This window comes from Pseudomonas sp. Irchel s3h9 (assembly GCF_900187475.1).
Taxonomy (GTDB): Bacteria; Pseudomonadota; Gammaproteobacteria; order Pseudomonadales; family Pseudomonadaceae; genus Aquipseudomonas; species Aquipseudomonas neuropathica.
In genome coordinates, this window is the sequence record NZ_FYDH01000011.1 from 174,929 (window position 1) to 199,282 (window position 24,354).

28 protein-coding genes are annotated in these 24,354 nt (G+C 58.6%); 13 read left to right on the forward strand and 15 right to left on the reverse strand.

What is annotated here, in order from left to right:
* Positions 1–238: 238 nt before the first annotated feature.
* Genes CKW26_RS19555 through CKW26_RS19565 form a run of 3 tightly spaced genes read right to left on the reverse strand, consistent with a single transcriptional unit; the run spans position 239 to position 3,628 of the window.
* Positions 239–1,141 (reverse strand): acyltransferase, encoded by a 903-nt coding sequence (locus CKW26_RS19555; RefSeq protein ID WP_095049763.1) that lies wholly within the window; start codon positions 1,139–1,141, stop codon positions 239–241.
* The gene (gene pta, locus CKW26_RS19560) at positions 1,142–3,241 is read right to left on the reverse strand and encodes a phosphate acetyltransferase (RefSeq protein ID WP_095049764.1); all 2,100 of its coding nucleotides are present in this window, start codon (positions 3,239–3,241) and stop codon (positions 1,142–1,144) included.
* A 60-nt stretch (positions 3,242–3,301) separates the two neighbouring features.
* On the reverse strand, positions 3,302–3,628 hold the full coding sequence (locus CKW26_RS19565) for a DUF3565 domain-containing protein (RefSeq protein ID WP_093436299.1): 327 nt from the start codon (positions 3,626–3,628) through the stop codon (positions 3,302–3,304).
* On the opposite strand from CKW26_RS19565, the gene CKW26_RS19570 reads away from it, so the two are divergent.
* From CKW26_RS19570 to CKW26_RS19580, 3 genes are all read left to right on the forward strand, one after another.
* Positions 3,597–4,082: a peptidylprolyl isomerase gene (locus CKW26_RS19570; protein ID WP_008085027.1), complete on the forward strand. Its 486-nt coding sequence runs from the start codon at positions 3,597–3,599 to the stop codon at positions 4,080–4,082. The genes CKW26_RS19565 and CKW26_RS19570 overlap by 32 nt on opposite strands.
* A 123-nt stretch (positions 4,083–4,205) precedes the next feature.
* On the forward strand, positions 4,206–4,688 hold the full coding sequence (locus CKW26_RS19575; RefSeq protein ID WP_095049765.1) for a glutathione peroxidase: 483 nt from the start codon (positions 4,206–4,208) through the stop codon (positions 4,686–4,688).
* Between the two features lie 194 nt (positions 4,689–4,882).
* Complete coding sequence (locus CKW26_RS19580; RefSeq protein ID WP_095049766.1) at positions 4,883–5,986, forward strand: NADH:flavin oxidoreductase; 1,104 nt, start codon at positions 4,883–4,885, stop codon at positions 5,984–5,986.
* 108 nt (positions 5,987–6,094) lie between these two features.
* Here the strand turns inward: CKW26_RS19580 and CKW26_RS19585 are convergent, their stop codons facing one another.
* Positions 6,095–7,294: a glycosyltransferase family 1 protein gene (locus tag CKW26_RS19585; protein ID WP_095049767.1), complete on the reverse strand. Its 1,200-nt coding sequence runs from the start codon at positions 7,292–7,294 to the stop codon at positions 6,095–6,097.
* Positions 7,295–7,410: 116 nt separating this feature from the next.
* On the opposite strand from CKW26_RS19585, the gene CKW26_RS19590 reads away from it, so the two are divergent.
* Positions 7,411–7,986 (forward strand): hypothetical protein, encoded by a 576-nt coding sequence (locus tag CKW26_RS19590; protein ID WP_095049768.1) that lies wholly within the window; start codon positions 7,411–7,413, stop codon positions 7,984–7,986.
* A 27-nt stretch (positions 7,987–8,013) separates the two neighbouring features.
* Here the strand turns inward: CKW26_RS19590 and cysZ are convergent, their stop codons facing one another.
* Complete coding sequence (gene cysZ, locus CKW26_RS19595) at positions 8,014–8,769, reverse strand: sulfate transporter CysZ (protein WP_095049769.1); 756 nt, start codon at positions 8,767–8,769, stop codon at positions 8,014–8,016.
* 311 nt (positions 8,770–9,080) lie between these two features.
* Here cysZ and trxB point away from each other — a divergent pair, with 311 nt between their 5' ends.
* Complete coding sequence (gene trxB / locus CKW26_RS19605; RefSeq protein ID WP_007912350.1) at positions 9,081–10,043, forward strand: thioredoxin-disulfide reductase; 963 nt, start codon at positions 9,081–9,083, stop codon at positions 10,041–10,043.
* 171 nt (positions 10,044–10,214) lie between these two features.
* On the opposite strand, the gene CKW26_RS19615 is transcribed toward trxB, so the two are convergent.
* The 6 genes from CKW26_RS19615 to CKW26_RS19640 all read right to left on the reverse strand — a co-directional run bounded on the left by CKW26_RS19615 (position 10,215) and on the right by CKW26_RS19640 (position 13,302).
* A complete protein-coding gene (locus CKW26_RS19615; protein ID WP_095049771.1) occupies positions 10,215–10,553 on the reverse strand; it encodes a HopJ type III effector protein in 339 nt (112 codons plus the stop codon).
* Positions 10,546–10,842, reverse strand: coding sequence for a DUF1244 domain-containing protein (locus CKW26_RS19620; RefSeq protein ID WP_093436032.1), 297 nt, complete (start codon positions 10,840–10,842; stop codon positions 10,546–10,548). The genes CKW26_RS19615 and CKW26_RS19620 overlap by 8 nt, the downstream gene beginning before the upstream one ends.
* Before the next feature lie 96 nt (positions 10,843–10,938).
* Complete coding sequence (gene folX / locus CKW26_RS19625) at positions 10,939–11,310, reverse strand: dihydroneopterin triphosphate 2'-epimerase (protein ID WP_007914273.1); 372 nt, start codon at positions 11,308–11,310, stop codon at positions 10,939–10,941.
* Positions 11,311–11,871 (reverse strand): GTP cyclohydrolase I FolE, encoded by a 561-nt coding sequence (folE, locus tag CKW26_RS19630; RefSeq protein ID WP_218251773.1) that lies wholly within the window; start codon positions 11,869–11,871, stop codon positions 11,311–11,313.
* 20 nt (positions 11,872–11,891) lie between these two features.
* Positions 11,892–12,602, reverse strand: a complete 711-nt coding sequence (gene folM, locus CKW26_RS19635) for a dihydromonapterin reductase (protein ID WP_093436042.1) — start codon at positions 12,600–12,602, stop codon at positions 11,892–11,894.
* A 133-nt stretch (positions 12,603–12,735) separates the two neighbouring features.
* Positions 12,736–13,302, reverse strand: a complete 567-nt coding sequence (locus tag CKW26_RS19640; protein ID WP_093436046.1) for an antibiotic biosynthesis monooxygenase — start codon at positions 13,300–13,302, stop codon at positions 12,736–12,738.
* 214 nt (positions 13,303–13,516) lie between these two features.
* Here CKW26_RS19640 and CKW26_RS19645 point away from each other — a divergent pair, with 214 nt between their 5' ends.
* A complete protein-coding gene (locus CKW26_RS19645) occupies positions 13,517–14,476 on the forward strand; it encodes a MerR family transcriptional regulator (RefSeq protein WP_095049773.1) in 960 nt (319 codons plus the stop codon).
* A gap of 3 nt (positions 14,477–14,479) precedes the next feature.
* Here the strand turns inward: CKW26_RS19645 and CKW26_RS19650 are convergent, their stop codons facing one another.
* Both CKW26_RS19650 and CKW26_RS19655 read right to left on the reverse strand, forming a co-directional pair.
* Positions 14,480–15,085: a hypothetical protein gene (locus CKW26_RS19650; protein ID WP_016987019.1), complete on the reverse strand. Its 606-nt coding sequence runs from the start codon at positions 15,083–15,085 to the stop codon at positions 14,480–14,482.
* Between the two features lie 54 nt (positions 15,086–15,139).
* Entirely contained in the window at positions 15,140–15,616 is a 477-nt protein-coding gene (locus CKW26_RS19655) for a PAS domain-containing protein (protein ID WP_095049774.1), read from the reverse strand.
* A 154-nt stretch (positions 15,617–15,770) separates the two neighbouring features.
* Between CKW26_RS19655 and CKW26_RS19660 the strand changes: the two genes are divergently transcribed.
* Complete coding sequence (locus CKW26_RS19660) at positions 15,771–16,226, forward strand: flavodoxin (protein ID WP_095049775.1); 456 nt, start codon at positions 15,771–15,773, stop codon at positions 16,224–16,226.
* On the opposite strand, the gene CKW26_RS19665 is transcribed toward CKW26_RS19660, so the two are convergent.
* Positions 16,216–17,103, reverse strand: coding sequence for a LysR family transcriptional regulator (locus tag CKW26_RS19665; protein WP_095049776.1), 888 nt, complete (start codon positions 17,101–17,103; stop codon positions 16,216–16,218). The genes CKW26_RS19660 and CKW26_RS19665 overlap by 11 nt on opposite strands.
* 95 nt (positions 17,104–17,198) lie before the next feature.
* Between CKW26_RS19665 and CKW26_RS19670 the strand changes: the two genes are divergently transcribed.
* The 5 genes from CKW26_RS19670 to CKW26_RS19690 all read left to right on the forward strand — a co-directional run bounded on the left by CKW26_RS19670 (position 17,199) and on the right by CKW26_RS19690 (position 21,198).
* A complete protein-coding gene (locus CKW26_RS19670; RefSeq protein ID WP_095049777.1) occupies positions 17,199–17,585 on the forward strand; it encodes a CidA/LrgA family protein in 387 nt (128 codons plus the stop codon).
* The gene (locus tag CKW26_RS19675) at positions 17,575–18,261 is read left to right on the forward strand and encodes an LrgB family protein (RefSeq protein WP_095049778.1); all 687 of its coding nucleotides are present in this window, start codon (positions 17,575–17,577) and stop codon (positions 18,259–18,261) included. The genes CKW26_RS19670 and CKW26_RS19675 overlap by 11 nt, the downstream gene beginning before the upstream one ends.
* Before the next feature lie 131 nt (positions 18,262–18,392).
* On the forward strand, positions 18,393–19,175 hold the full coding sequence (locus CKW26_RS19680; protein WP_095049779.1) for a class II aldolase/adducin family protein: 783 nt from the start codon (positions 18,393–18,395) through the stop codon (positions 19,173–19,175).
* Positions 19,175–20,077, forward strand: coding sequence for an alpha/beta fold hydrolase (locus CKW26_RS19685; protein ID WP_095049780.1), 903 nt, complete (start codon positions 19,175–19,177; stop codon positions 20,075–20,077). Before CKW26_RS19680 ends, CKW26_RS19685 begins: the two co-directional genes overlap by 1 nt.
* A 209-nt stretch (positions 20,078–20,286) precedes the next feature.
* Entirely contained in the window at positions 20,287–21,198 is a 912-nt protein-coding gene (locus CKW26_RS19690; protein ID WP_095049781.1) for an SDR family oxidoreductase, read from the forward strand.
* A gap of 48 nt (positions 21,199–21,246) precedes the next feature.
* Here CKW26_RS19690 and CKW26_RS30290 read toward each other — a convergent pair whose 3' ends face one another.
* On the reverse strand, positions 21,247–21,870 hold the full coding sequence (locus tag CKW26_RS30290; protein ID WP_256579920.1) for a hypothetical protein: 624 nt from the start codon (positions 21,868–21,870) through the stop codon (positions 21,247–21,249).
* Positions 21,871–22,539: 669 nt separating this feature from the next.
* Here CKW26_RS30290 and CKW26_RS19700 point away from each other — a divergent pair.
* Positions 22,540–24,333 (forward strand): DUF1302 domain-containing protein, encoded by a 1,794-nt coding sequence (locus tag CKW26_RS19700; RefSeq protein ID WP_095049782.1) that lies wholly within the window; start codon positions 22,540–22,542, stop codon positions 24,331–24,333.
* Positions 24,334–24,354 lie beyond the last annotated feature (21 nt).

Here is a 24,354-nt window from a genome sequence, read left to right on the forward strand (position 1 = left end):
ACTCGGTCCATTGTAGGAGTGAGCCTGCTCGCGATAGCGGTGGATCAGCCACCAACAATGTTGAATGACACACCGCTATCGCGAGCAGGCTCACTCCTGCAGGGGGTTAGTGTTTGCCCGGATATTTCGTGATCGTTCCCACGCTCTGCGTGGGAATGCAGCCCGGGACGCTCCGCGTCCCATCTAAAGCGGACGCAGAGCGTCCAGTGAGGCATTCCCACGAGGAGCGTGGGAACGATCATACGGAAGGATATTCGCGGTGCATCTGTTCGAGCAGCGCATCCTTGTCCAGCCACAGCTGATTGATCCAGCCTTGGAACTGCAGGCGATATTCACCGTCCTGATCGTAGTTCTTGTCAATGAACTGCTGCGGAATCTTCAGTTCTTCAAAGTGCACCACTACATCGCGCACATTACCGCAGAGCAAATCCCAGAACCCCGGACGCCCGGCCGGGTAGTGGATCGTCACGTTGACGATCGACTCCAGCTGTTCGCCCATTGCATCCAGCACAAAGGCGATCCCGCCAGCCTTGGGCTTGAGCAAATATTTGAACGGCGACTGCTGCTGCGCATGTTTGCCTTCGGTGAAGCGTGTGCCTTCGACGAAGTTGAAAATCCCCACCGGGTTATTGCGAAATTTCGCACACGTCTTGCGGGTGGTTTCGAGGTCTTTGCCTTTCTTCTCCGGATGCTTGGTCAGATACGCCTTGGAGTAGCGCTTCATGAACGGAAAGCCCAGCGCCCACCACGCCAGACCGATCACCGGCACCCAGATCAGCTCCTGTTTGAGGAAGAATTTCAACGGTTGGATCTTTCGGTTGAGCACGTATTGCAGCACCAGAATATCCACCCAGCTCTGATGATTGCTGGTGATCAGGTACGAGTGCTGGTAGTCGAGACCTTGCAGGCCGCTGATGTGCCAGCGCGTGCGCCGCACCAGGTTCATCCAGCCCTTGTTGTTGCTGATCCACGCTTCGTGGGTGTGGCTCATCAGCCACAGCGAGGCGCGTCGGGCGAGGTCGAATGGCAGCACTTTGATCAGCGCCACGCAAAACAGAAACGAGCACAGCAGAATCGTATTGAGTGCTAACAGCAGCGAAGCGATCACGCCGCGCACGGGTGCAGGTAGAAAGTCCAGCATTTACACATCCATAGGTCGGTTGGCGGCTTGAATCGCGGTGAGGGCGATGGTATAGACGATGTCATCGACCTGCGCGCCACGCGGCAAATCGTTCACCGGTTTGCGCAGGCCCTGCAGCATCGGGCCGAGGCTGACGCAATCGGCGCTGCGTTGCACGGCTTTGTGCGTGGTGTTGCCGGTGTTCAGATCGGGGAAGACGAACACCGTGGCGCGACCAGCCACCTGACTGTTTGGCGCCAGTTGCCGGGCGACGTCTGCGTTGGCGGCAGCGTCGTATTGCAGCGGGCCGTCGATCAGCAACGAGTGCTGTTGTTCGTGGGCGAGCAGGGTGGCCTCGCGGACTTTCTCGACCTCTTCGCCGGTGGCCGATTCGCCGCTGGAGTAACTGATCATTGCCACGCGCGGGGTGATGCCGAAGGCCGCTGCCGAGTCGGCGCTTTGCAGGGCAATCTCGGCCAGTTCGGTGGCACTCGGGTGCGGGTTCATCACGCAGTCGCCGTAAACCAGCACTTCCTCAGGGAAGAGCATGAAGAACACCGACGACACCAGCGTGCAGCCCGGCGCAGTCTTGATCAACTGAAGGGCCGGGCGAATGGTGTTGGCAGTGGTGTTGATCACGCCCGAGACCAGGCCGTCGACCTCGTCCAGCGCCAGCATCATGGTGCCGATCACTACGGTGTCTTCCAGTTGCTGTTCGGCCATCGGCGCGTTGAGGCTTTTAGTCTTGCGCAAGGCAACCATCGGTTCGACATAGCGCTCGCGGATCAGGTCAGGATCGAGGATCTCCAGGCCCGGCGGCAACACGATGCCTTGGGCGCGGGCCACGGCTTCGACATCTTCCGGTTTGGCGAGTAACACGCAGCGGGCGATGCCGCGTTCCTGACAGATTGCCGCCGCTTGCACGGTGAACGGCTCACTGCCTTCAGGCAGGACGATGCGCTTGTTCGCCGCTTGCGCACGCTGGATCAACTGATAGCGGAATACTGCTGGCGACAGGCGCATTTCCCGTGGCGTGCCACAGCGCTGGTGCAGCCATTTGGCATCGAGATGGCTGGCGACGAAATCGGTGATGATCTCCGCACGCTCGCGGTCGTCGATCGGTATTTCCTTGTTCAGACCGTTGAGCAGGTTGGCGGTGTCGTAGGAACCGGTGCTCACCGACAGCACCGGCAAACCGGCCTGCAACGCACCACGGCACAGATCCATGATGCGCGGATCGGGCAGGGTGTCGCTGGTCAGCAGCAGGCCGGCCAGCGGCACGCCGTTGATCGCGGCCAGACTGACGGCGAGGATGATGTCGTCGCGATCGCCCGGCGTCACCACCAACACGCCGGGCTTGAGCAGCTCGACGGTGTTGCGCATGGTCCGCGCGCAGATGATGATTTTGGTCATCCGGCGGGTTTCGTAATCACCGGCATTAAGCACTTGTGCACCCATCAGGTCGGCAACATCACGGGTACGTGGTGCGTTGAGTTCCGGCTGATAGGGAATGCAGCCGAGCAGGCGGAAATCACCGCTGCGCAGCAACGGCGAATGCTCCTTCAGGCGCGCAGCGAAGGCGTCCATGCTCTCTTCGGTCTTGACCTTGTTGAGGATCACCCCGAGGACTTTCGGGTCTTTCGGGCCGCCAAACAATTGCGCCTGCAATTCGACACGGCCGGAGAGTTCGGCGAGCACTTCGTTTTCCGGTGCCGAGACCAGAATCACCTCGGCATCCAGGCTCTTGGCCAAGTGCAGATTGACCCGTGCGGCGTAACTGGCGCTGCGGGTCGGCACCATGCCTTCGACGACCAGCACGTCTTTGCCAATGGCGGCTTGCTGATAGAGGGTGATGATTTCTTCGAGCAGCTCATCGAGCTGACCGTCGCCGAGCATCCGCTCGACGTGCGCCAGGCCCAACGGTTGTGGCGGTTTCAACCCGTGGGTGCGCGCCACCAGTTCGGTGGAACGCTCGGGGCCGGTGTCACCCGGATGCGGCTGCGCAATCGGTTTGAAGAAACCGACTTTCAGCCCGGCTCGCTCAAGCGTGCGCACCAGCCCGAGGCTGATGGAGGTCAGACCCACACCAAAATCGGTGGGCGCGATAAAAAAAGTTTGCATGCGAATTCTCTAAAGTTGCATGGCAATGGCGATCGCCTATAGCTGACGACCTACCGAAATTCAGTCGCCAAGGTTATCGCTAACCGAGCCTTGTGCGCACCAACCGCAGGCAAAGGGTTGGCCTATTTTTTCAATACGTTGCGCCGGGTCCAGCACCCAGGCGCGCGATTGCCAGGGCGGCTGATGGCGCAGGTGCTGGGTGTGGCCACAGGAAAGCTCGACGACCCAGTGACCGTCCTCGTCCTGATGAAAGCCTGCGATCGTCGAAACCCGTTTGTCCGGGTTGTGTTCGCTTTCGCGCGATTGCTTCGCTAAACTTGGCCTTTCTATATTCTTATGCAAAAGGTCTCGCCCCATGCTGATCGCCGCCAATAAGGCTGTCTCCATCGACTATACCCTGACCAACGACGCTGGTGAGGTCATCGACAGCTCCGCCGGCGGCGCTCCGCTGGTCTACCTGCAAGGCGCAGGCAACATCATCCCGGGCCTGGAAAAAGCTCTGGATGGCAAAGCTGTTGGTGACGAGCTGGAAGTTTCCGTTGAGCCGGAAGACGCTTACGGCGAATACGCCGCCGAGCTGGTCAGCACCCTGAGCCGCAGCATGTTCGAAGGCGTTGACGAGCTGGAAGTCGGCATGCAGTTCCACGCTTCGGCGCCGGACGGCCAGATGCAAATCGTCACCATCCGTGACCTTGACGGCGATGACGTGACCGTTGATGGCAACCACCCACTGGCCGGTCAGCGCCTGAACTTCAAAGTGAAGATCGTTGACATCCGTGATGCCAGCCAGGAAGAAATCGCTCATGGCCACGTCCATGGCGAAGGTGGCCATCACCACTGATTTTCTGCGCTAAGCTTCGAGTACTGGAGAGGCGCCTGCGGGCGCCTTTTTAGTCCGCGGCTGTCCTTGGTGACCTCGCCAAGTGGCTGTTTCGAGTAGAACACGGGAATCTTGGAGTTCGTCATGAGTGCTTTTCACGACCTTAAGTTGACAGCCCTGGATGGTCAGGAGCTACCGCTGGCGCCGTTCAAGGGCCAAGTCGTGCTGGTGGTCAACGTCGCCTCCAAATGCGGCTTGACCCCACAGTACGCGGCGCTGGAAAACCTCTATCAGCAATACAAAGGCAAAGGTTTCAGCGTGCTGGGCCTGCCATGCAACCAGTTTGCCGGCCAGGAACCAGGTACCGAACAGGAAATTCAGGATTTCTGCAGCCTCAACTATGGCGTGACGTTTCCGTTGTCGAGCAAGCTTGAAGTCAACGGTCATGATCGTCACCAGCTCTACCGTCTGCTGGCGGGCGAGGGCGCGGAGTTTCCTGGGGACATCACCTGGAATTTCGAGAAGTTTCTGCTCGGCAAGGACGGCCGCGTGCTGGCGCGGTTCTCGCCGCGCACGGCGCCGGATGATCCGACCATTGTGCATGCGATTGAAAAAGCGCTGAGCTGAAACAGCAAGATCAAAAGATCGCAGCCTTCGGCAGCTCCTACAGGTGACCTCAAACCCCGTGTAGGAGCTGCCGGAGGCTGCGATCTTTTGCGTTGCGTCTTTTAATCCTTAATCACCCAAATCAATAGTGCTGTTCAAAGGGTTCGCGTCTCCATATTATCGCCGTCATAAAGCCTTCTCTGTGGAGTCCTTCGATGCCCGTTCAAGCCCTGTTCAAACCGTTCCAACTCGGTGCCCTCGAACTGCCGACCCGCGTGGTCATGGCGCCGATGACTCGCTCCTTTTCCCCGGGCGGCGTGCCTAATTCGAAAGTCATCGAGTACTACCGTCGTCGCGCCGCCGCGGGCGTTGGCCTGATCATCACCGAAGGCACTACCGTCGGCCACATTGCCTCCAACGGTTATCCGAACGTACCGCAGTTCTTTGGCGACGCGCCATTGGCCGGCTGGAAGAAAGTCGTCGACGCGGTTCACGCCGAAGGCGGCAAGATTGTTCCGCAACTGTGGCACGTGGGCAGCGTGCGCCGAATCGGCACCGAGCCGGACGCTAGCGTGCCGGGTTACGGTCCGTCGGAAAAAATCAAAGACGGTCAGGTCGTGGTGCACGGCATGACTAAACAAGACATTCAAGATGTGATCGCAGCCTTCGCCCAAGCGGCCAAAGATGCACAAAGCATCGGCATGGACGGCGTGGAAATCCACGGCGCCCACGGTTATCTGATCGACCAGTTTTTCTGGGAGGGCAGCAACCAGCGCACCGACGAATACGGTGGCAGCCTGGCCAACCGTTCGCGTTTCGCCATCGAACTGATTCAAGCCATACGTGCAGCGGTCGGCGAAGGTTTCCCGATCATCTTCCGTTTCTCGCAGTGGAAACAGCAGGATTACACCGCACGTCTGGTGCAAACCCCGGAAGCGCTGGGTGAATTCCTCAAGCCGCTGTCTGACGCTGGCGTGGATATTTTCCACTGCTCGACGCGCCGCTTCTGGGAGCCGGAATTTGACGGTTCCGAGCTGAACCTGGCCGGCTGGACCCGCAAACTCACCGGCAAGCCGACCATCACCGTTGGCAGTGTTGGCCTTGATGGCGAGTTCCTGCAATTCATGGTCAACACCGACAAGGTCGCGCAACCGGCCAGTCTGGAGAATCTGCTGGAGCGTCTGAATAAAGAGGAGTTCGATCTGGTGGCGGTGGGGCGTGCGTTGCTGGTCGATCCGGATTGGGCGCAGAAAGTCCGCGAAGGGCGTGAGCAGGATATTTTGCCGTTCAGCCGTGAGGCGTTGATGACGCTGGTTTAACCAGCGGCTGTACTGACGCCATCGCGAGCAGGCTCACTCCTACAATTGGAATGCATTCCCCTGTAGGAGTGAGCCTGCTCGCGATAGCGGTCTCCAAGTCGCCTGGATTCAAGGCAATGTCTGCGCATTCGGCACCACTTGCTCCCCCACACAAGCCCCGCGCAAATGCTTTTCAAACTGCTCGATAACCGCCGGCCAGCCCTGGCGACTCGCATGCTGGCGCGCATTCAGGCGCACGCAGCGCAACCTCTCATCCTCTTCCAGCAACCATGCCGCCGCCTCGCAAAAGGCTTGCTCATCACCAGGCATCGCCAGCACGCCGTTGTAGCCATGGCGAATATGCTGCGCCGCCGCAGCCTGATCGTAAGCCACCACACCCAGTCCCGAGGCCAGTGCCTCAAGCACCACATTGCCGAAGGTTTCGGTCAGACTCGGAAATAGAAACAAATCACCAGACGCATAGTGCGCCGACAACGCTTCACCGCGCTGCGCACCGCAGAAAACCGCCCCGGGCAAATCCTTTTCCAGCGCCAGCCGTTGCGGTCCGTCACCGACCACGATCAGTTTCAGATTGCGCTGTGGATAAGTGTCACGCAGGTTTTCGAAGCAGCGTTTGAGCAGGCCAAGGTTCTTCTCCGGCGCGAGTCGTCCTACGTGAATCACCGCAATGTCCTGCTCGGACAGGCCCCATTGCTCACGCAAGGCATTCAGCCGTTTGCTCGGATGAAACAACTGGCTGTCGACACCGCGCGATAACAGTGCCAAGCGCTCGAAATGCCGCCGTTCCAGTTCCAGGCGCTGGCTGACGCTCGGCACCAACGTCATGGCCGAGCGATTGTGAAACCAGCGCAGATAATGCGTGAGCATCCGCGTCAGCAGACCGAGCCCGTATTGGCTGGTGTATTGCTGAAAATTGGTGTGAAACCCACTGACCACCGAAATCCCCAGACGTCGCGCCGCACGCAGGGCCGATAACCCGAGCGGTCCCTCCGTGGCGATATACAGCACATCGGGACGCTGGCGCTTCCAGCGCCGCAGCAGTTTGTGCATCGACGACTGACCCCATTGCAGCCCCGGATATCCCGGCAACGGCCAGCCCCGACACAGTAGCAGCGCGTCATCTTCACTGCGCTGCGGATCACCGGCCTGACGCGGCCGCACCAGTTCAACCTGATGCCCACGCGCGCGCAGTCCATCGCACAAGCGGCCAAGGGTATTGGCCACCCCGTTGATTTCCGGTGGGAAGGTTTCGCTGATCAGAGTGATATGTAGAGCTGTCGTCATGACCCCAGTGTCGACTGAGGCCATGTCGTCATTGTGTCGAGTTGATGATGGATTGATGACAGCCACTGGCCCCGCTGGGCTCAATATTTTCGCCAGTCGGTCGTTAGCCTTGATTGAACGTTTGAACCAAGGAAATGGCTATGGCGGAAAATGTCTACGCGTCCCCTGAGGCGAATCTGTTGAACGAAGATGTGCAGGCTGCGGGATTTTACGTGGTTGCCAGATGGAAATTCATTCTGCTGTCGGTGCTCAGTTTTGGCCTGTATTTCTATTATTGGTCGTACAAAAACTGGAGCCTGTACAAGCAGCGGACGCAGGAAGAGCTGTGGCCTGTGGCGCGCGGTATCTTCTATATATTTTTCGTGCACAGGCTGTATCGTCATGCAGACAAAACGATTCACGACAGCGGCCGAAAGTCCAGCTGGGATCTTGAGCAGTGGGCAACGGTGTTTGTTGTATTGACGTTGCTTGCAGTGGTGCTCGATAAACTATCGAGCCATTTCGAAGGCTTGTTGTACCTGAGTTTGTTTGCTATGGCACTGCTGCCGCTCAGAGCTTATGTCGCCAGTGAAGGCCAGCAACTGATCAACCTGGCCGCCAACGATCCGCAAGGCTTGGGCAACAACCGCCTGAATGCCTGGAATTTTTTGATCATCGTTCCAGGCATCGGCCTGTGGGCATTGGTGCTGATCGGGACGTGGAGCTTTTTCCACTGAGGCAGCGGCAAAACAACAGCGTCTGGCTCAGGCCTTTTCCTGAGCCAGCACCTCGCCACCGCGCTGACGCACCCAGAACAACGTCGCCCCGGCCACAGCCGCCGGCATCATCAGGATGTTGACCACCGGAATCAGCAGCACCAGATAGACGATCCCGCCAAAGCTCATGCTCTGCCAGCGCTTTTGCCGCAGCCAGGCGAGCATCTCGTTCCAGCCCAGTTTGTGGTTATCCGCCGGGTAGTCGATGTACTGGATCGCCATCATCCACACGCCGAACAACAGCCACAGCGGTGCAGCAATGATATTCACCACCGGGATGAACGAGAGAATGAACAGTCCGATCGCCCGTGGCAGGAAGTAGCCGAGTTTGCGCATTTCCCGGGCGAGGGTGCGCGGGACCATCGCGATCAGTTCGCCCCAGCTGAACGCCGGGAAGTCATCAGTGCCGCGTACCACCACTTCGACTTTCTCGGCAAGGAAGCCGTTGAACGGTGCGGCGATTACGTTGGCCAGCATGGTGAAAGTAAAGAACACCATCAGCGCCACTAGCACTACAAACAGTGGCCAGAGGATGTAGCTGAGGAAACTCAGCCATTCGGGCAGCGAGGGCATCAGCGTATCGACCCACAGGCTGAACTGGTGGCCGGCCAGATAAATCAATCCGACGAACAGCACCAGGTTGATCGCCAGCGGCAGCAAAACGAACAGGCGCAAGCCAGGGCTGAGAACCAGTTTGAGGCCTTCGCGCAGGTATTGCGGGCCGGACAGAACAGGGGCGGGCATAAGGTGCTCCGAGCAAGGGAAAACGCGCCGACCTTACCGGCTTTGCAACGACGGCGAAAGCGCGGTAGAGCGATCGACATTCACTGTAACAAAGACGTCCATCTCGTCAGTGTGTCGGCATAGAGACCACCTATGAGCTGGATTGTTAAACCGTATTTCCTTAATCTTGCCCCCCTCGATACGCTGCACCCAACTTTTTACAGGACTGTCGAGCTCAAGCCTTCCCCAAGGTTTTCCACGGTCCTTTTTTATTCCCGCCGGCAGTCCGGCGATCCGTGCCAGTTTTTCGGCCCGGTCAACAGGAGCAGGTCATGTCTGAAGTCCGTCATTCGCGAGTGATTATTCTCGGTTCCGGCCCTGCCGGTTACAGCGCTGCGGTATACGCGGCTCGCGCCAACCTCAAGCCACTGCTGATCACCGGCATGCAGGCTGGCGGTCAACTGACCACCACTACTGAAGTCGACAACTGGCCGGGCGACGTTCACGGCCTGACGGGGCCAGCCCTGATGGAGCGGATGCGCGAGCACGCCGAGCGTTTTGAAACCGAGATCGTTTTCGATCACATCAACGCCGTGGACTTCGCTGCCAAGCCGTACACCCTGACCGGCGACAGCGCGACCTACACCTGCGACGCCCTGATCATCGCTACTGGTGCCAGCGCACGTTACCTGGGCCTGCCATCGGAAGAAGCGTTCATGGGCAAAGGCGTTTCCGCCTGCGCAACCTGCGACGGATTCTTCTACCGCAACAAGCCTGTTGCAGTGGTCGGTGGCGGCAACACCGCTGTTGAAGAAGCACTGTACCTGGCCAACATCGCCAGCACCGTGACCCTGATCCACCGTCGCGAAACCTTCCGCGCCGAGAAGATCCTGATCGACAAGCTCAACGCTCGCGTCGCTGAAGGCAAGATCATCCTCAAGTTGAACGCCAACCTCGACGAAGTGCTGGGCGACAACATGGGCGTGACCGGTGCGCGCCTGAAGAACAACGATGGCAGCTTCGACGAAATCACCGTCGACGGCGTGTTCATCGCCATTGGTCACACCCCGAACACCTCGCTGTTCGAAGGCCAGTTGACCCTCAAAGACGGTTATCTGGTGGTGCACGGCGGCCGTGAAGGCAATGCTACGGCGACCAGCGTCGAAGGCATCTTCGCTGCCGGTGACGTGGCTGACCACGTTTACCGTCAGGCGATCACCTCGGCCGGCGCCGGCTGCATGGCGGCACTGGACACCGAGCGTTACCTGGACGGTCTGCAGAACGCTTCGTTCTAAATCGCAGACATAAAAAAACCGGCCAGATTGGCCGGTTTTTTTGTGCCCGATCGTTCCCACGCTCTGCGTGGGAACGCAGCCGGGGACGCTCCGCGTCCCAATGGACGCAGAGCGTCCGATGAAGCATTCCCACGCGGAGCGTGGGAACGATCAGATAGTGTTGGATCTGTATCAGCGGCGGGTCAGGGGTTGAGCGGTGAATTTGACGCCGGCCAGACCATGCTGGATCAACGCACGGATATTGCCGTGATCACTGCCCTCAGGTGTCGCCACTACCGAGCGGTAATGCTCGCCGAACGCCAACAGCGCTTCTTCATCGCTCAGGCCTTCCAGCAGCGCCAGACCCAGGGTCTTGCAAGAACCTTCGTTCTGCCCGGCGGCGTTTTCCACGCCACCGTTGTTGAACGCCTGCGGCTGATAGTCGTAACCGGCGGCGATGAAGGCCAGCGTGTCGGCGAAAGCGTGTTCGCCGCTCTTGAGGCTGGTGCGCAGGGTGTTCAGATCACTCATGGGTTTTTCCTTTGGCGAACGCGGCTTGTTGCTCGGCGTTGGCTTCTTGCTGAAATTGGGCTTTCCACTCGGCGTACGGCATGCCGTAAACCACTTCGCGGGCGTCGTCGAGGCTGATCTCGATCTGGCGCTCGTCGGCTTCGGCCTTGTACCACTTCGACAGGCAGTTGCGGCAGAACCCGGCAAGGTTCATCAGGTCGATGTTCTGCACGTCCTTACGGCTGTCCAGGTGGGCGACCAGGCGGCGGAAGGCGGCAGCTTCGAGTTCGAGGCGTTGTTGCTCGTTCATGGGAGTCTCTGCGAGACAGCTTCAAGCGACGAGCTTCAAGCTGCAAAATGGGTGGCGGTGATACGAAGTTTACAGCTTGCCGCTTGAAGCTTGAAGCTAGCGGCTCGCTGCAAGCGTGATTGACACCGACTCGGCAAAACGCAGCGCGTGCGGCTTGTCGACTTCGACTTCGGCATACAGCACTGAACCGTTGCTCATCACCAGGTCGAGCAACTCCTGCGTCAGGCGTTCGAGCAGCGCAAAGCGGTTGCCCTCGACGTGGGCGATGATCGCTTTGGTGATCGTGCGGTAATTCAGCGCGTGGTCGATATCATTGTCACGCACCGCCTCCTGCGCGGCGTACAGAATGGTCAGGTTGATCAGCACATCCTGCTTGTTGAGGATTTCGTCCTCGTTGATCCCGATAAAGGTGCGCAAGCGCAGATCCTTGACCCGGATGCGCGCCATTCCCGGCTGAAGTTGTGGCATTTACTTGCTCCGTCCAATCAATTGCAGGAACTCCTGGCGGGTGTTGCTCGACTCGCGGAACGCGCCGAGCATGACCGAGGTGTTCATGGTCGAATTCTGTTTCTCGACACCGCGCATCATCATGCACATGTGTCTGGCCTCAATGACGACCGCGACGCCGGCGGCATCGGTGACCTGTTGCACTGCGTCGGCGATTTGTCGGGTGAGGTTTTCCTGAATCTGCAGGCGCCGGGCGAACATGTCCACCAATCGCGCGATTTTCGACAGACCCAGCACCTTGCCCGTCGGAATATAAGCCACATGGGCCTTGCCGATGAAGGGCAGCAGGTGATGTTCGCACAAAGAATACAACTCGATGTCGGCGACGATGATCATCTCGTCACTGTTCGAGGCAAACAGCGCGCCGTTGACGATCTCATCGACGCTCTGTTCGTAACCATGACACAGGTATTGCATGGCCTTGGCCGCGCGCACCGGTGTGTCTTGCAGTCCTTCGCGGTCGGGATCTTCACCCAGGTCAATGAGGATTTCGCGGTAATTCTCGGGCAGTGAGCGGGTCATGGACATCCTCGCGAGTCGGCTTACTTGACGTGCCGTCCGCCGTTGACGGTCAGGGTCGTACCGGTGACATAGGGATTGTCGAGCAGATAGCGCAGGCTCTGGTAGATCACTTCGCTGCCGGGTTCGATGCCCAGCGCGGACTTGGCCAGTGCCTTGGCGCGGTACGCCGCGTCGTCGTCGGGGTTGAACAATAGCAGGGCCGGGGCGATGCCGTTGACCTTGATGGTCGGCGCATAGCGGGCGGCGAAGGACAGGGTCAGGCTGTCGAGCCCGGCTTTGCTGGCGCAATAGCCAATGTGCTTGCTGCTGCCCTTGCGGGTGACATCGTCGCTGATATGAATGATGTCGGCGGGCGTCGAGTGCTTTAGCAGTTCACCGCAGTGCAGGTTGATCAGGTACGGTGCGAGCATGTGCAGATTGAACATGCGCGTGAAGGCTTCGGCTTCGCTGCCCGGGGTTTCGGCCAGCCACTCGGAGGCGTTGTGCACGATGGCGCGCAAGCTGTCGGTGTGGGTTTTCAGTTCGGCGATGAAAGCGAGAATCGCGGCTTCGCTGGAAAAGTCGGCGAACAGGCCGAGGGCGCCCAGATCGCGCAGCGTTTGCACGCCGGGGCGTTCGCTGCGGTAAGTGAAGATGACGCGATAGCCATCCTCGAGCAGCCGCTGCGCACAATGCAGGCCGACACGCTGGCCGGCACCGGTGATGAGGATCGGGGCTGAGGAATCAGGCATGAACGGCTCGCATCGCGGTTGGAGCAAAAACTATAACAGCGACGAGCCCGAAAAGATCGCAGCCTGCGGCAGCTCCTGCCCTGGTCTGTGTTCAGTCCTGCAGGAGCTGTCGAGTGCAACGAGGCTGCGATCTTTAATGTTTCTGAGGTGTCGCCGATACAGGCAGTCGTACCGGCGTACTGTTCAGCCAGTTCGCCAGCAATCGGGTCGACAGCGGAATAAAGAAGTAAACCATCAGCGGGGTCAGGCACGCCGTGCTGATCAACATACGCGGCAACAGGCTCAGTTCTGCGAGCAACGGGCCGAGGACAAAGTTGAACAGCAGTGACACCGGAAAGAACGCCAGCCAGATCGCGACGGCCTGTTTCCACCGTGGAGGACGTTGCCCGGCAGCGCCGAACCAGCCTTCGATGCCACTGACTCGATGTTCTTTCGGGTGGGCAAACAGGTCGCTGCCACGGCTCAGCCACGCGGTACGTGAAACCGAATGCTCCCACGCATGCAACGTCTGCTCATCGACGAAGCGGAAGATGATCTGGAATTCGTTATCGCCGGGCGGCGGAGCGAGCACGCCAGAGCCCAGGTAACCGGGGAAATCAGTGGCCAGTTGTTCGCCTTCGCGCAGCCAGGCGATCAAGTCCTGATAACGGCCATCAGCGACGCGACGGGCAACCATCAGCGTGACAGGGGAAGTAGACATTATGTATCTCCGTATTTCAGTTGCGTCGCTCCGGGTAGGAGTTTCGCCTGACGCAGGGCCGGGGTAGAGGCCTGCGTTTTTCAACAAGCAAGGATTATTCCGGTTTTTCCCGATTAAACCAGCGACTTTCGTCGCATTTCTGCACTTGATCGCAATCGGGGCATAAGCGTTAGAATGGGATCCAAATATCTCCGACATGGAAGTTGAACACCCTATGCCTGTCATCACGGACGCAAAGCCTGCTTTGCAGACATCCTCTGCGCTCGAGCGCGAGGATCTGTTCCCTATCCGTGAGGTCGCACGCCTGACAGGTGTAAACCCGGTGACCTTGCGCGCGTGGGAGCGGCGCTATGGTCTGATTCAGCCGACACGCACCGAAAGTGGGCATCGGCTTTATTCGATGACCGATATCGAGCGCGTGCGCAGCATCGTCGACTGGATTGATCGCGGGGTCGCCGTGAGCAAGGTCGGCAAGATCCTCGCCAAGACTGAACCGATGAAAGTATTGGCGCACATCATCCCGGATGACTTGGTGCAGGCGGATTATCTTCAATGGCAGGAGCAGATCCAGCAGGCGGTCAGTGCGTTCGACGACCAGCAACTGGACCGCGTCTATGGGCAGATTTTCTCTTCATACTCATTGCCGGTGGTGTTTCAGGACATCCTCATGCCTTTGTGGCTGCAATTGTTGCAGCGCCAGGAGGCTTTCGGGCAAACCAGCGAGTGGCTGTTCTTCGATGGATTCCTGCGGGCGCGGGTATTGCAGCGGATCGTCATGCTGCGTGGTACGCAACCGCGCCGAGTGATCGTCAGCGCGCTGGCCGGGCAATGTCGAGAGCTGGAGTTGTTGGTGGCGGCGCTGTTTCTCAGCGACAGCAATTCCGGTGTTCGGGTGCTGACCACAGGCCAGCCATTCGATGAGCTGACGTTGGTGTGCGAAAAGATCAAACCTGATGCACTCGTGCTGTTTTCCAATCACGCGCCCAGCGCCGAATTGCCTCGGCGTTTGAACCGGTTGGCATTGAGTCTCGATTGTCAGTTGATGCTGGCGGGCGACGCTTCGGATCTGGCGCAGGACAGCCTGGCCGGATCCTCTGTTGCCTGTCTGGGCAATGAAGGCGCGAACATGCGTCAGCGCATGCTGCAGTTTCTGGCCGGCAATCTGGATACCTGAAACTCAGGTGTGAAGGGCGGGATGCGTCAGGCGATGTTGCTGCAGGATGAACTGGCGTAGACGTTCGGTTTCATCGGTGTCGGTCTGGCTCAGTTCGTAGGCGTAGAAGCCGCTCTCGGTTTCCCGTTCGAAATTGCCGCGCAATGAAATCCGCTCGTAACCCGAAGGGCTGAACCACAGGGCGAAATGCTTGGGCGGTTTGGTCTTGTTGCGCACTTCCAGCAGCACACCTTTGTGCGAAACCTCGTGGACCCATAAGGTACCCGGCTGACCTTTGGCGTTTTCCAGAGCTACCGGCTCTTCGAGAGTCAAACGCCATGGCCGCACCATCGGGCCGTCTTCGTAAATACTCGGTACGCCAAGACGCAGGTGCAACGCGTGAAACTCGTCTTCGACCAGATGCAACGGGAAGGTCATCTGCTGATTTTCGAAGTTGGCCTGAATGGTCACTTGCTCGTGAGCGGCCAGACGCGTGAGCAAATCACGGATCTGCGAACCGCCGTTAACCAGCAGACTCGACGTCGCATCCCGCACGTTCAGTTGCGGGTTGTGCTGCATGGTCTGGATGAAATCCAGCTCATCCTGAGTGAGGAGGGCGTCGCGCTGCATGGCTAACTCGAAAGATATAGATACAAAGTCATTGGTGATTGTAGTTAATGACACTTAGTTCGCGATTTTGTTTTGACCGTTTGTCGCTTTCAATGCAGCCAGTTCTGCTTTGAGGGCAACGACCTCAGCTTCCAGTTGAATCACGCGCTGTTGTGCCTTGACCTGAACGGTGACGTCCTTCTGGACGCCAACGAAATATGTCTGCCCGTCTTCGACGTTTTTCACCGTCGAAATCGACAGTTCATTCCAGAACGGCGTACCGTCCTTGCGATAGTTACGCAGGATTTCCCGGCACGAGCCGCCGTTATCCAGCGTCTCGCGAATCAGTTTCAGGCTGTCCTGATCGCGGTCTCCAGACTGCAGAAAGCGGCAGTCCTGATAGAGGATTTCCTCACTCGTGTAGCCGGTCAGTCGTTCAAAGGCCGGGTTCACATAGATAAGGATATCGTTCTGTTCACCTTCTTTCTCCGCGACCACTATCCCGTCATTCGACGCATTGATCACCATTTGCAGCAGACTGGCGTTGATCATCTTTGAATCCTTTCAGAGTTGTCAGTGGCAGGCATTCTAGAAGAACCGCACGGCCTGTCTACTGGCCATTACCGCCAATTGAGATCCAGTCGCAGCTTTGCGCTTGAGACTGTTACTATCGCGGCTCTTTTTTTTCAGTTTCAGGATCAGATTGATGAAAGTCGCCATCCTCTCCGGTTCGGTCTACGGCACCGCCGAAGAAGTCGCCCGTCACGCCGAGAATCTGTTGAAAGCCGCTGGCTTTGAAACCTTCCACAACTCGCGCGCCAGCCTGGCCGACATCCAGGCGTTCGGCCCTGAAGCATTGCTTGCGGTGACCTCGACCACCGGCATGGGCGAATTGCCCGACAACCTGCAACCGCTGTACTCAGCGATTCGCGACCAGTTGCCCGCCGCACTGCTCGGTTTGCCGGGCGCAGTGATTGCCTTGGGCGACGCCAGTTACGGCGACACTTTCTGCGGCGGTGGCGAGCAAATGCGTGAACTGTTCGGCGAGCTCGGTGTGCGCGAAGTGCAAGAGATGCTGCGCATCGACGCCAGCGAAAGCGTCACCCCGGAAACCGACGCCGAGCCTTGGCTGGCGCAGTTGATCGACACGCTCAAGGGCTGATTCCACGCTCGCGCAACAGCGCCAGCCATGCCTGCGCCGCTTTTGACAGATACGCGCCGCGCCGCCAGATAAACGCGATATCCCAACGCAGATAATCCGGCGCGCGTAAGGTCAGGCGCACCACGCCTGGCCGCACCAGACCGCGTGCAACCACGCTGGGCAGCAGCACCACGCCTTGCCCGGCGGCCACCAGCGCCGCAAGAAAATCCGCCTGACCGCTGCGCCCGCCTTCCTTCGGCGTAAAGCCCAGTTGCTGGCACGCCTGCAGCAAGCGGTCGTTGAGCACGAAGCTGCGCTGATAGAGCAGAAAGGGCGTCTCGGCCAATTCCTCCAGACCGATTTCACCTCGATCGGCCAGTGGATGATCCACCGGCAGCAGGGCGTCGAGTTGCTCATCGCAAAACGGCTGACAGTCGAATTGCGGATCCTTTGGCAACAGACTGCCGCCCAACTCCAGTTCACCGCTCAGCACAGCCTGCTCGATGTTGCGGCTACCGCCCTCGAGCAACTGGATGCTGATATTCGGATAGCGCCGCCGGTATTCGGCAAACAGTTCGGCGAATAGCGCGTCGCTGCCGAGTAATGGCAGGCCGAGGCGCAACTCTCCGCGTGCCAAATGACTCAGGTCATCCAGCTCCGCGAGCAGTTCGTTGCGCAAGCGCAGCATGCCTTCGGCCCGTTGCAGCACCACGCTGCCAGCGGCCGTCAGGCGCAATTGCGAACCCAGCCGCTCCAGCAAAGGCGCGCCGAGACTTTGTTCCAGTTGCGCGATCTGTTTGCTCACCGCTGACTGGCTGATGTGCAGGGTTTTTGCGGCTTGGGTAAAACCGCCTTGATGCATGACTTCGACAAAGCTGCGCAGTTGTTTGAATTCCATTGTCCGATTCCATTTTGGAATGGTGTTGAGTCTAACAATTCGCTTCGGGGATGGCAGGGCGCTTCGTAAAATAAGCGCCTGTCTGGAGCAAAATCATGAACGCCGTCCCGCTCAAACATCTGTCTCGTCTTCTCGCTGAACTCGCTGTATTGCTCGGCCTCTACTTGCTCGGCTGCCAACTCGCGGTCTGGCTGGCGTGGCCGATTCCTGGTGGTGTGATCGGTATGGCGCTGTTGCTGCTGGCCTTCGCCTTTGGCTGGATAAAACCCGCCGCCCTGCAATTGGGCGCAGGGTTGCTGATGGCCGAGATGTTGTTGTTCTTCATTCCGGCGCTGATGAGCCTGCTCGACTATGGCGCACTGTTGCGCAATGACGGCTGGCGAATCCTGTTGGTGATCGCCGCCAGTACATTGATGGTCATGCTGGTGACGGCTTTCACCGTAGAACTTGCCGTGCGCATGAGGCGTTCCCATGAAGCTTGAATGGATGCCGATGTTCTGGCTGGCCTTCACCCTGTTGGCGTACCTGTTCAGCCGCTGGATTTATCGGCGCACTGGGCACTACGTGTTGTCGCCGCTGATCCTGGTGCCGGCGTTGCTGTTGGCGCTCGCTGTGCCGTTGCACACCGCTTATGCCGAATATTCCAGCAACACCCATTGGCTGATGCGGGTGCTCGGCCCGGTCACTGTCGCGTTTGCTGTGCCGATCTGGCAGCAGCGGCGCTTGCTGATGCGGCATTGGTCGGCGCTGCTGTTGGGCATGGTTGCCGGCAGTGCAGCGTCGATCGGCACTTCATTCTGGCTGGCCAGGGCGCTGGCGCTCGACAGCTCGGTGACGCTGTCACTGGTGCCGCGTTCGATCACCACACCGTTCGCCATGTCGCTGGCGCAGGACCTCGGCGGCGTGCCGGAGTTGACCGCGGTATTCGTGATGTTCACCGGTGTGTTCGGGGCGATGCTCGGCGGCGTGTTGTTGAAGTGGTTGCCGTTGCGCAGTGCCTTGGCGCGCGGCGCGTTGTTCGGGGTTGGCGCGCATGGTGCCGGTGTCAGTCGGGCCCATGAAGTGGGCGGCGAAGAAGGCTCTGTCGCCGGGCTGGTGATGGTTTTGACCGGGTTGCTCAATCTGTTTGCCGCGCCTTTGTTGGCGTCGTGGCTTTGACATGGATCCAAGGAGTTTGCCTGGCTGACCCGCTCAGTCATCAAGCTGGCTGGCAATGCAACTACGCAATGCTCTGCGCCTGACTAGACTGCTCGTACGTGCAGAACTATAAGAACGCAGAGGTGCATACAGTGAGCGTAGCCCCCGTCCAATCGTCCCTTAATGTCAAAGACCAGGTCAGTGCCGCAGAGTGGCAGACCCGTGTCGATCTCGCCGCTTGTTATCGTCTGGTCGCGCTGCATGGCTGGGACGATCTGATCTTCACCCATATTTCCGCCAAGGTGCCGGGCACCGAAGATTTCCTGATCAACCCGTTTGGTCTGATGTTTCATGAGATCACCGCGTCGAGCCTGGTGAAAGTCGATCAGGCCGGCAACAAACTCATGGACAGCCCTTACGAAATCAACCCCGCCGGCTACACCATCCACAGCGCCGTGCACGAAGTGCGGCACGATGTGGTTTGCGTGCTGCATACCCACACCGCTTCCGGTGTCGCGGTGTCGGCGCAAAAGCAGGGCGTGTTGCCGATCAGCCAGCAGTCGCTGTTCGTGCTTTCGAGCCTGGCCTATCACGGCTACGAAGGCGTGGCGCTGAACCACGAAGAGAAGGCGCGCCTGCAAGCCGATCTTGGCGAGAACAATTTCCTGATGCTGCACAACCACGGTCTGCTGACCTGTGGCGGCACCATCGCCGACACTTTTCTGATGATGTTCACCTTCCAGCGCGCCTGCGACATTCAGGTCATGGCGCAAACCGGTGGCGCTGAACTCATCGCCATCGAACCGCAAATCCTGGCAGGCGCCAAAGCGATGATCGCCGGTGTCACCCAAAGTGCTCAAGGCATGGGTGGCGCGCTGGCCTGGCCAGCGTTGCTGCGCAAACTCGATAAACAAGACCCCGGATATAAACTCTAATGCCTCTTGCCGAGATTCCTCTGTGTGTCTGGCGTAAACGCAGCCAGACGTTTGTTTTTCGTGGCCAGCCGATCCGCTATTGGACGGCGGGGCAGGGTGAGCCGCTGTTGCTAATCCACGGTTTCCCGACCGCCAGTTGGGATTGGCATTATCTGTGGCAGCCGCTGGCCCAGCGATATCGAGTGATTGCCTGCGACATGCTGGGCTTTGGTGATTCGGCCAAACCGCTCAATCACACCTACAGCCTTTTGGAGCAGGCTGACCTGCAGCAGGCATTGCTCGCGCATCTGCAGGTCGGGCAACCGGTTCACTTGCTTGCTCACGACTACGGCGACAGCGTTGCCCAGGAACTGCTCGCCAGGCACTACGAAGACAAGATCGAGATCGCCAGTTGCGTGTTCCTCAACGGCGGGTTGTTTCCGGAAACCCATCGCCCGGTGCTGATGCAGAAACTGCTGCTCAGCCCGTTGGGCTGGATGATCGGTCGTGCGTTCACTCGCGATGCTCTGGTGAAAAGCTTCCGGCAGATCTTCGGCCCGCAAACCCGGCCGAGCGAAAGCGAGCTGGACGATTTCTGGAGCCTGGTCGACAGCAATCGCGGGCCACGGATCATGCACAAGTTGATCAGCTACATTCCCGAACGCCGTGTGCAGCGTGATCGCTGGGTGACGGCGATGCAGCGCGGTGAAATCCCGTTACGGGTGATCGATGGCGAAGTCGATCCGATTTCCGGGGCGCACATGGTCGAGCGTTACCGTGAGTTGATCCTTGACGCCGACACGGTGTTGCTGCCGGGCATCGGCCACTATCCACAGACCGAGGCGCCGGTGCAGGTGCTCAAGCATTATCTGGAGTTTCGCGATCGTTTTGTGCTGCCACCGCGCAAAGTCGCCTGCTCCTGAAAGATCAAAAGATCGCAGCCTGCGGCAGCGCCTACACAAATTCAATGTAGGAGCTGCCGCAGGCTGCGATCTTTTGATCTTTTGATCTTTTGACGCCTTCATCATCCCCCAACCTTATCGCACACCATTCAGCCTCAGCCGTGTTCGTTGTGACCAAAAGCCGCGTGCCTGACACTCGGGGTCATTACTGGCCTGCTGGAGTTGCTGCGATGAATGAGTCTGTGCGTTTCGAAGAAAAAGTCGTCATCGTCACCGGAGCCGGTGGTGGCCTCGGACGCGCCCACGCATTGCTGTTCGCCAAACAGGGCGCCAAAGTGTTGGTCAACGACCTCGGCGGCTCGACCCAGGGCGAGGGCGCCAATGCGTCCGCTGCCGACCGCGTCGTCGCCGAAATCCGCGAGGCCGGCGGCATTGCCGAAGCCAACCACGACTCAGTCACCGACGGCGACAAACTGGTGCAAAACGCCCTTGATGTCTTCGGTCGCGTCGACGTCGTGGTCAACAACGCCGGGATCCTGCGCGACAAGACCTTCCACAAAATGGACGACGCCGACTGGGATCTGGTTTACCGCGTCCACGTCGAAGGCGCCTACAAAGTCACCCGCGCCGCGTGGCCACACCTGCGCGAGCAAAACTACGGCCGGGTAATCTTCACCGCCTCGACCTCAGGCATCTACGGCAACTTCGGCCAGTCCAACTATGGCATGGCCAAACTGGGTCTTTACGGTTTGACCCGCACCCTGGCCATCGAAGGTCGCAAGAACAACATCCTCGTCAACGCCATCGCGCCTACCGGCGGCACCCGCATGACCGAAGGCTTGATCCCGCCGCAAGTATTCGAGCAATTGAAGCCAGAACTGGTCAGCCCGCTGGTGGTATATCTGGCTAGTGAACAATGCCAGGAAACGTCAGGGCTGTTCGAAGTCGGTGGCGGCTGGATGGGCAAGGTGCGTTGGGAGCGCAGCCTCGGTGCCGGCTTTGATCCGCACGTAGGCTTCTCGCCGGAAGATGTCGCGGCGCACTGGCAGCAGATTTGTGATTTCGAAGGGGCGGCGCATCCGAAGGACAATATTGAGGCGTTGAAAGAGATGATGGCGAATTTGCAGAAGTATTCGCTTTAAGAAACGTTTGAGCCTCGCTGCGTTCTGGATGCGGCGAGGCTCCTTCTATTACTCCTCGTACCGCTTATCAATCATGAATTCCGGGATTTCCCAGTTTGGACCCGGAATGGCAACAGCCGCATTACCCTCAGCCAGTACACCCTCACGAAATAATACCTCGTATGTTCTCCACAATTCACCGCGCGCGATAACTTCAAAACGATAACGTCCGAACAGTGTGTCGATGGAGGGAAATGCCAAACCGATAGCCAAAACTGATAACAAATCTCTGAGATTTTCTTGCCTGACAGCTTGTTCGAGTTTGGCAGTCGAACTCTTGGATCTGCTGACGCATTCAAATGCTTCCAATTCTTGTTTTTTCGCCGCGTCGATGGCCTCTTCCGTATAGCGTAATGACTCATCGTCGCTCAGTTTGAAGTCTTCAAGTGTGGCGGTATGGAGGTTATTCCAAAGGGACGGATTACTTTTGGGAATGTAGTCGTCGGCGAATCCCATCGCTCTGAATCGCTCCATCATTCGAAGTGAATAGGCATAGAACCGTCGATCGGTATCGGTCATCTCGAGCTTGCGCTCCAGTATGGCGTCAAGACGCTTGATCATGATGAGGTTGGCTGTAGACCCTTTTCCTTCAATTTTTATTTCGGCGCCCTCAACAAAACTTTGCTCCAACATTCGTTTTACTCACTGTAAATTTTTCGGTTTGCGGAGCAATTAACCTACATCAGCTTTCGAACGGAAATATCTGCATCAATCGTCAGTAATGACCTGCCTGGTTGTATGAATAATGTGGAAAGCGGTTTGATAACTTGGCATTAAAAGACCAAAAGGATATTTCCTACAGCAATGGGGGGATCTTCCCGCTGATGCAGGTGATGTGAGTAAAACGGCGCCCATAAAAAAGGCCGCTGCAAACGCAGCGGCCAAGGTAAGACGTTGGATCAAGGAGCTACAAATCAACGTCAGTGAACACCGGGGCGATAAACCGAAGTCTTCGATTCATCTGAAATCTGTCAGCAATGGCCTGAGTCGCTCAAAGGCCAGTGCTTCGTGCTTTGCGGCGTGTCCCGTGAAAGCGCGTTCAGAATAAGGTGTTGAACACGTAGGAAAAATACCGATTCCGGACATGCACTGTTGCGGGGCACGTAACAGTCCCATGTGCTGATGTGCACCATGCGCGGCACTGATGATCTTCCATCCAGCCGATCCATGAACGGCGCAAAGCCCCGTCGTTCAAGGCCATTCATCCTTTCGAGCGACAACACGAATACCTCCTTGGTGCGCTTATCGACGCGGTTGCCCGGCAGTAGGGTGGGGCCTTCTGTCACTCACCGGGGAAGACGCATGACAAAAACAACAATGCGCGCCATCTTCACACCGCAGGCGCTGGCCGCCGCGGTGGCTTTGGGTTGCTGCGCCCAGGCGCACGCGGTTGCGTTCAACATTGGCGAGATCGAGGGCACCTTCGACTCGTCGCTGTCGATCGGTGCGAGCTGGGGCATGCGCGATGCCGACAAGTCGCTGGTCGGCACGGTCAATGGCGGGACCGGGCAATCCTCGACCGGTGATGACGGGCGTTTGAATTTCAAGAAGGGTGAGACCTTCTCGAAGATCTTTAAAGGTATTCACGATCTTGAACTCAAGTACGGCGACACCGGTGTGTTCGTGCGTGGCAAGTACTGGTATGACTTCGAGCTGAAGGACGAAGACCGCGAGTTCAAGCCGATCAGCGACAGCGGACGCAAGGAAGGTGCGAAGTCCTCCGGCGCGCAGATTCTTGATGCGTTCGTCTATCACAACTATTCCATTGCCGATCTGCCAGGCACCGTGCGCGCGGGCAAGCAGGTGGTGAGTTGGGGCGAAAGTACGTTTATCGGTAACTCGATCAACAGCATCAACCCGATCGACGTTTCAGCTTTTCGTCGTCCCGGTGCCGAGATCAAGGAAGGTCTGATTCCGGTCAACATGCTGTTTGGCTCCCAAGGCCTGACCGATCAACTGACCGTTGAAGGTTTCTATCAACTGGAATGGGACCAGACCGTTCTCGACAACTGCGGCACTTTCTTCGGGGTCGATGTGGCGGCGGACGGTTGCAACAACGGCTACACCGTTGGCAACCCGGCGATCGCGCCGTTTGTGCCGCTGACCCAGGCCTTTGGCCAAGGTATTCAGGTCACCCGTGAGGGGGTGGTGATTCCCCGTGGCGGCGACCGTGATGCGCGGGATTCCGGGCAATGGGGGACGGCGTTGCGCTGGCTCGGTGATGACACCGAATATGGCCTGTACTTCATGAACTACCACAGCCGTACGCCGGCGGTAGGCACAACCACGGCCGGTCTTTCGACGTTGGCGGCATTGCCGGGCATGGTCGGGATCGCCAATGGCCTGGCACCCGGCAGCGGTTCCGGCCTGGCGCAGAGCGTGATGCTCGGGCGCGGTGGCTACTACCTCGAATACCCGGAAGACATTCGCCTCTACGGCGCGAGTTTCTCCACCACATTGCCCACCGGCACGGCATGGACTGGCGAGATCAGCTACCGCCCGAATGCACCGGTGCAGGTCAACACCAACGACCTGACGCTGGCGCTGCTCAACCCGATTGCCGGTGGCGCTGCTTCGCCGATCGCCACCACTGCGGGAGCCGACAACAAAGGCTATCGGCGCAAAGAAGTCACGCAAATCCAGAGCACCCTCACGCACTTTTTCGATCAGGTGTTAGGCGCGGAACGCCTGACCGTGGTCGGCGAAGCTGCGGTGGTGCATGTCGGTGGCCTGGAGTCGCGCAGCGAGCTGCGTTATGGCCGCGATTCGGTGTATGGCCAATACGGTTTCGGTGGTGATACCGACGGTTTCGTCACCTCGACCTCATGGGGCTACCGTGCCCGGGCGATCCTCGATTACGCCAACGTGATCGGCGGGGTCAACTTCAAACCCAACCTGTCGTGGTCGCATGACGTCGCCGGTTATGGCCCCAACGGCCTGTTCAACGAAGGTGCGAAAGCGATCAGCGTCGGCGTCGATGCCGACTACCGCAACACCTACACCGCAAGCCTCAGTTACACCGACTTTTTCGGTGGCGACTACAACGTCCTCGAAGACCGTGACTTCGTCGCCCTGAGCTTCGGCGTGAACTTCTGATCTGCCCGAGAAGGATGAATG

Coding starts and splice junctions, on each gene's coding strand:
- CKW26_RS19660 (WP_095049775.1), top strand. CDS start 15,771: ATGAAAGTCGCCATCCTCTCCGGTTCGGTCTACGGCACCGCCGAAGAA.
- CKW26_RS19650 (WP_016987019.1), bottom strand. CDS start 15,085: ATGCAGCGCGACGCCCTCCTCACTCAGGATGAGCTGGATTTCATCCAG.
- CKW26_RS30290 (WP_256579920.1), bottom strand. CDS start 21,870: ATGTTGGAGCAAAGTTTTGTTGAGGGCGCCGAAATAAAAATTGAAGGA.
- CKW26_RS19665 (WP_095049776.1), bottom strand. CDS start 17,103: ATGGAATTCAAACAACTGCGCAGCTTTGTCGAAGTCATGCATCAAGGC.
- CKW26_RS19555 (WP_095049763.1), bottom strand. CDS start 1,141: ATGCTGGACTTTCTACCTGCACCCGTGCGCGGCGTGATCGCTTCGCTG.
- CKW26_RS19690 (WP_095049781.1), top strand. CDS start 20,287: ATGAATGAGTCTGTGCGTTTCGAAGAAAAAGTCGTCATCGTCACCGGA.
- CKW26_RS19590 (WP_095049768.1), top strand. CDS start 7,411: ATGGCGGAAAATGTCTACGCGTCCCCTGAGGCGAATCTGTTGAACGAA.
- CKW26_RS19655 (WP_095049774.1), bottom strand. CDS start 15,616: ATGATCAACGCCAGTCTGCTGCAAATGGTGATCAATGCGTCGAATGAC.
- CKW26_RS19620 (WP_093436032.1), bottom strand. CDS start 10,842: ATGAACGAGCAACAACGCCTCGAACTCGAAGCTGCCGCCTTCCGCCGC.
- CKW26_RS19570 (WP_008085027.1), top strand. CDS start 3,597: ATGCTGATCGCCGCCAATAAGGCTGTCTCCATCGACTATACCCTGACC.
- CKW26_RS19640 (WP_093436046.1), bottom strand. CDS start 13,302: ATGTCTACTTCCCCTGTCACGCTGATGGTTGCCCGTCGCGTCGCTGAT.
- CKW26_RS19575 (WP_095049765.1), top strand. CDS start 4,206: ATGAGTGCTTTTCACGACCTTAAGTTGACAGCCCTGGATGGTCAGGAG.
- cysZ (WP_095049769.1), bottom strand. CDS start 8,769: ATGCCCGCCCCTGTTCTGTCCGGCCCGCAATACCTGCGCGAAGGCCTC.
- CKW26_RS19585 (WP_095049767.1), bottom strand. CDS start 7,294: ATGGCCTCAGTCGACACTGGGGTCATGACGACAGCTCTACATATCACT.
- CKW26_RS19675 (WP_095049778.1), top strand. CDS start 17,575: ATGAAGCTTGAATGGATGCCGATGTTCTGGCTGGCCTTCACCCTGTTG.
- CKW26_RS19645 (WP_095049773.1), top strand. CDS start 13,517: ATGCCTGTCATCACGGACGCAAAGCCTGCTTTGCAGACATCCTCTGCG.
- CKW26_RS19615 (WP_095049771.1), bottom strand. CDS start 10,553: ATGAGTGATCTGAACACCCTGCGCACCAGCCTCAAGAGCGGCGAACAC.
- folX (WP_007914273.1), bottom strand. CDS start 11,310: ATGCCACAACTTCAGCCGGGAATGGCGCGCATCCGGGTCAAGGATCTG.
- CKW26_RS19700 (WP_095049782.1), top strand. CDS start 22,540: ATGACAAAAACAACAATGCGCGCCATCTTCACACCGCAGGCGCTGGCC.
- folM (WP_093436042.1), bottom strand. CDS start 12,602: ATGCCTGATTCCTCAGCCCCGATCCTCATCACCGGTGCCGGCCAGCGT.
- pta (WP_095049764.1), bottom strand. CDS start 3,241: ATGCAAACTTTTTTTATCGCGCCCACCGATTTTGGTGTGGGTCTGACC.
- CKW26_RS19670 (WP_095049777.1), top strand. CDS start 17,199: ATGAACGCCGTCCCGCTCAAACATCTGTCTCGTCTTCTCGCTGAACTC.
- trxB (WP_007912350.1), top strand. CDS start 9,081: ATGTCTGAAGTCCGTCATTCGCGAGTGATTATTCTCGGTTCCGGCCCT.
- CKW26_RS19565 (WP_093436299.1), bottom strand. CDS start 3,628: ATGGAGACAGCCTTATTGGCGGCGATCAGCATGGGGCGAGACCTTTTG.
- CKW26_RS19580 (WP_095049766.1), top strand. CDS start 4,883: ATGCCCGTTCAAGCCCTGTTCAAACCGTTCCAACTCGGTGCCCTCGAA.
- CKW26_RS19685 (WP_095049780.1), top strand. CDS start 19,175: ATGCCTCTTGCCGAGATTCCTCTGTGTGTCTGGCGTAAACGCAGCCAG.
- folE (WP_218251773.1), bottom strand. CDS start 11,871: ATGACCCGCTCACTGCCCGAGAATTACCGCGAAATCCTCATTGACCTG.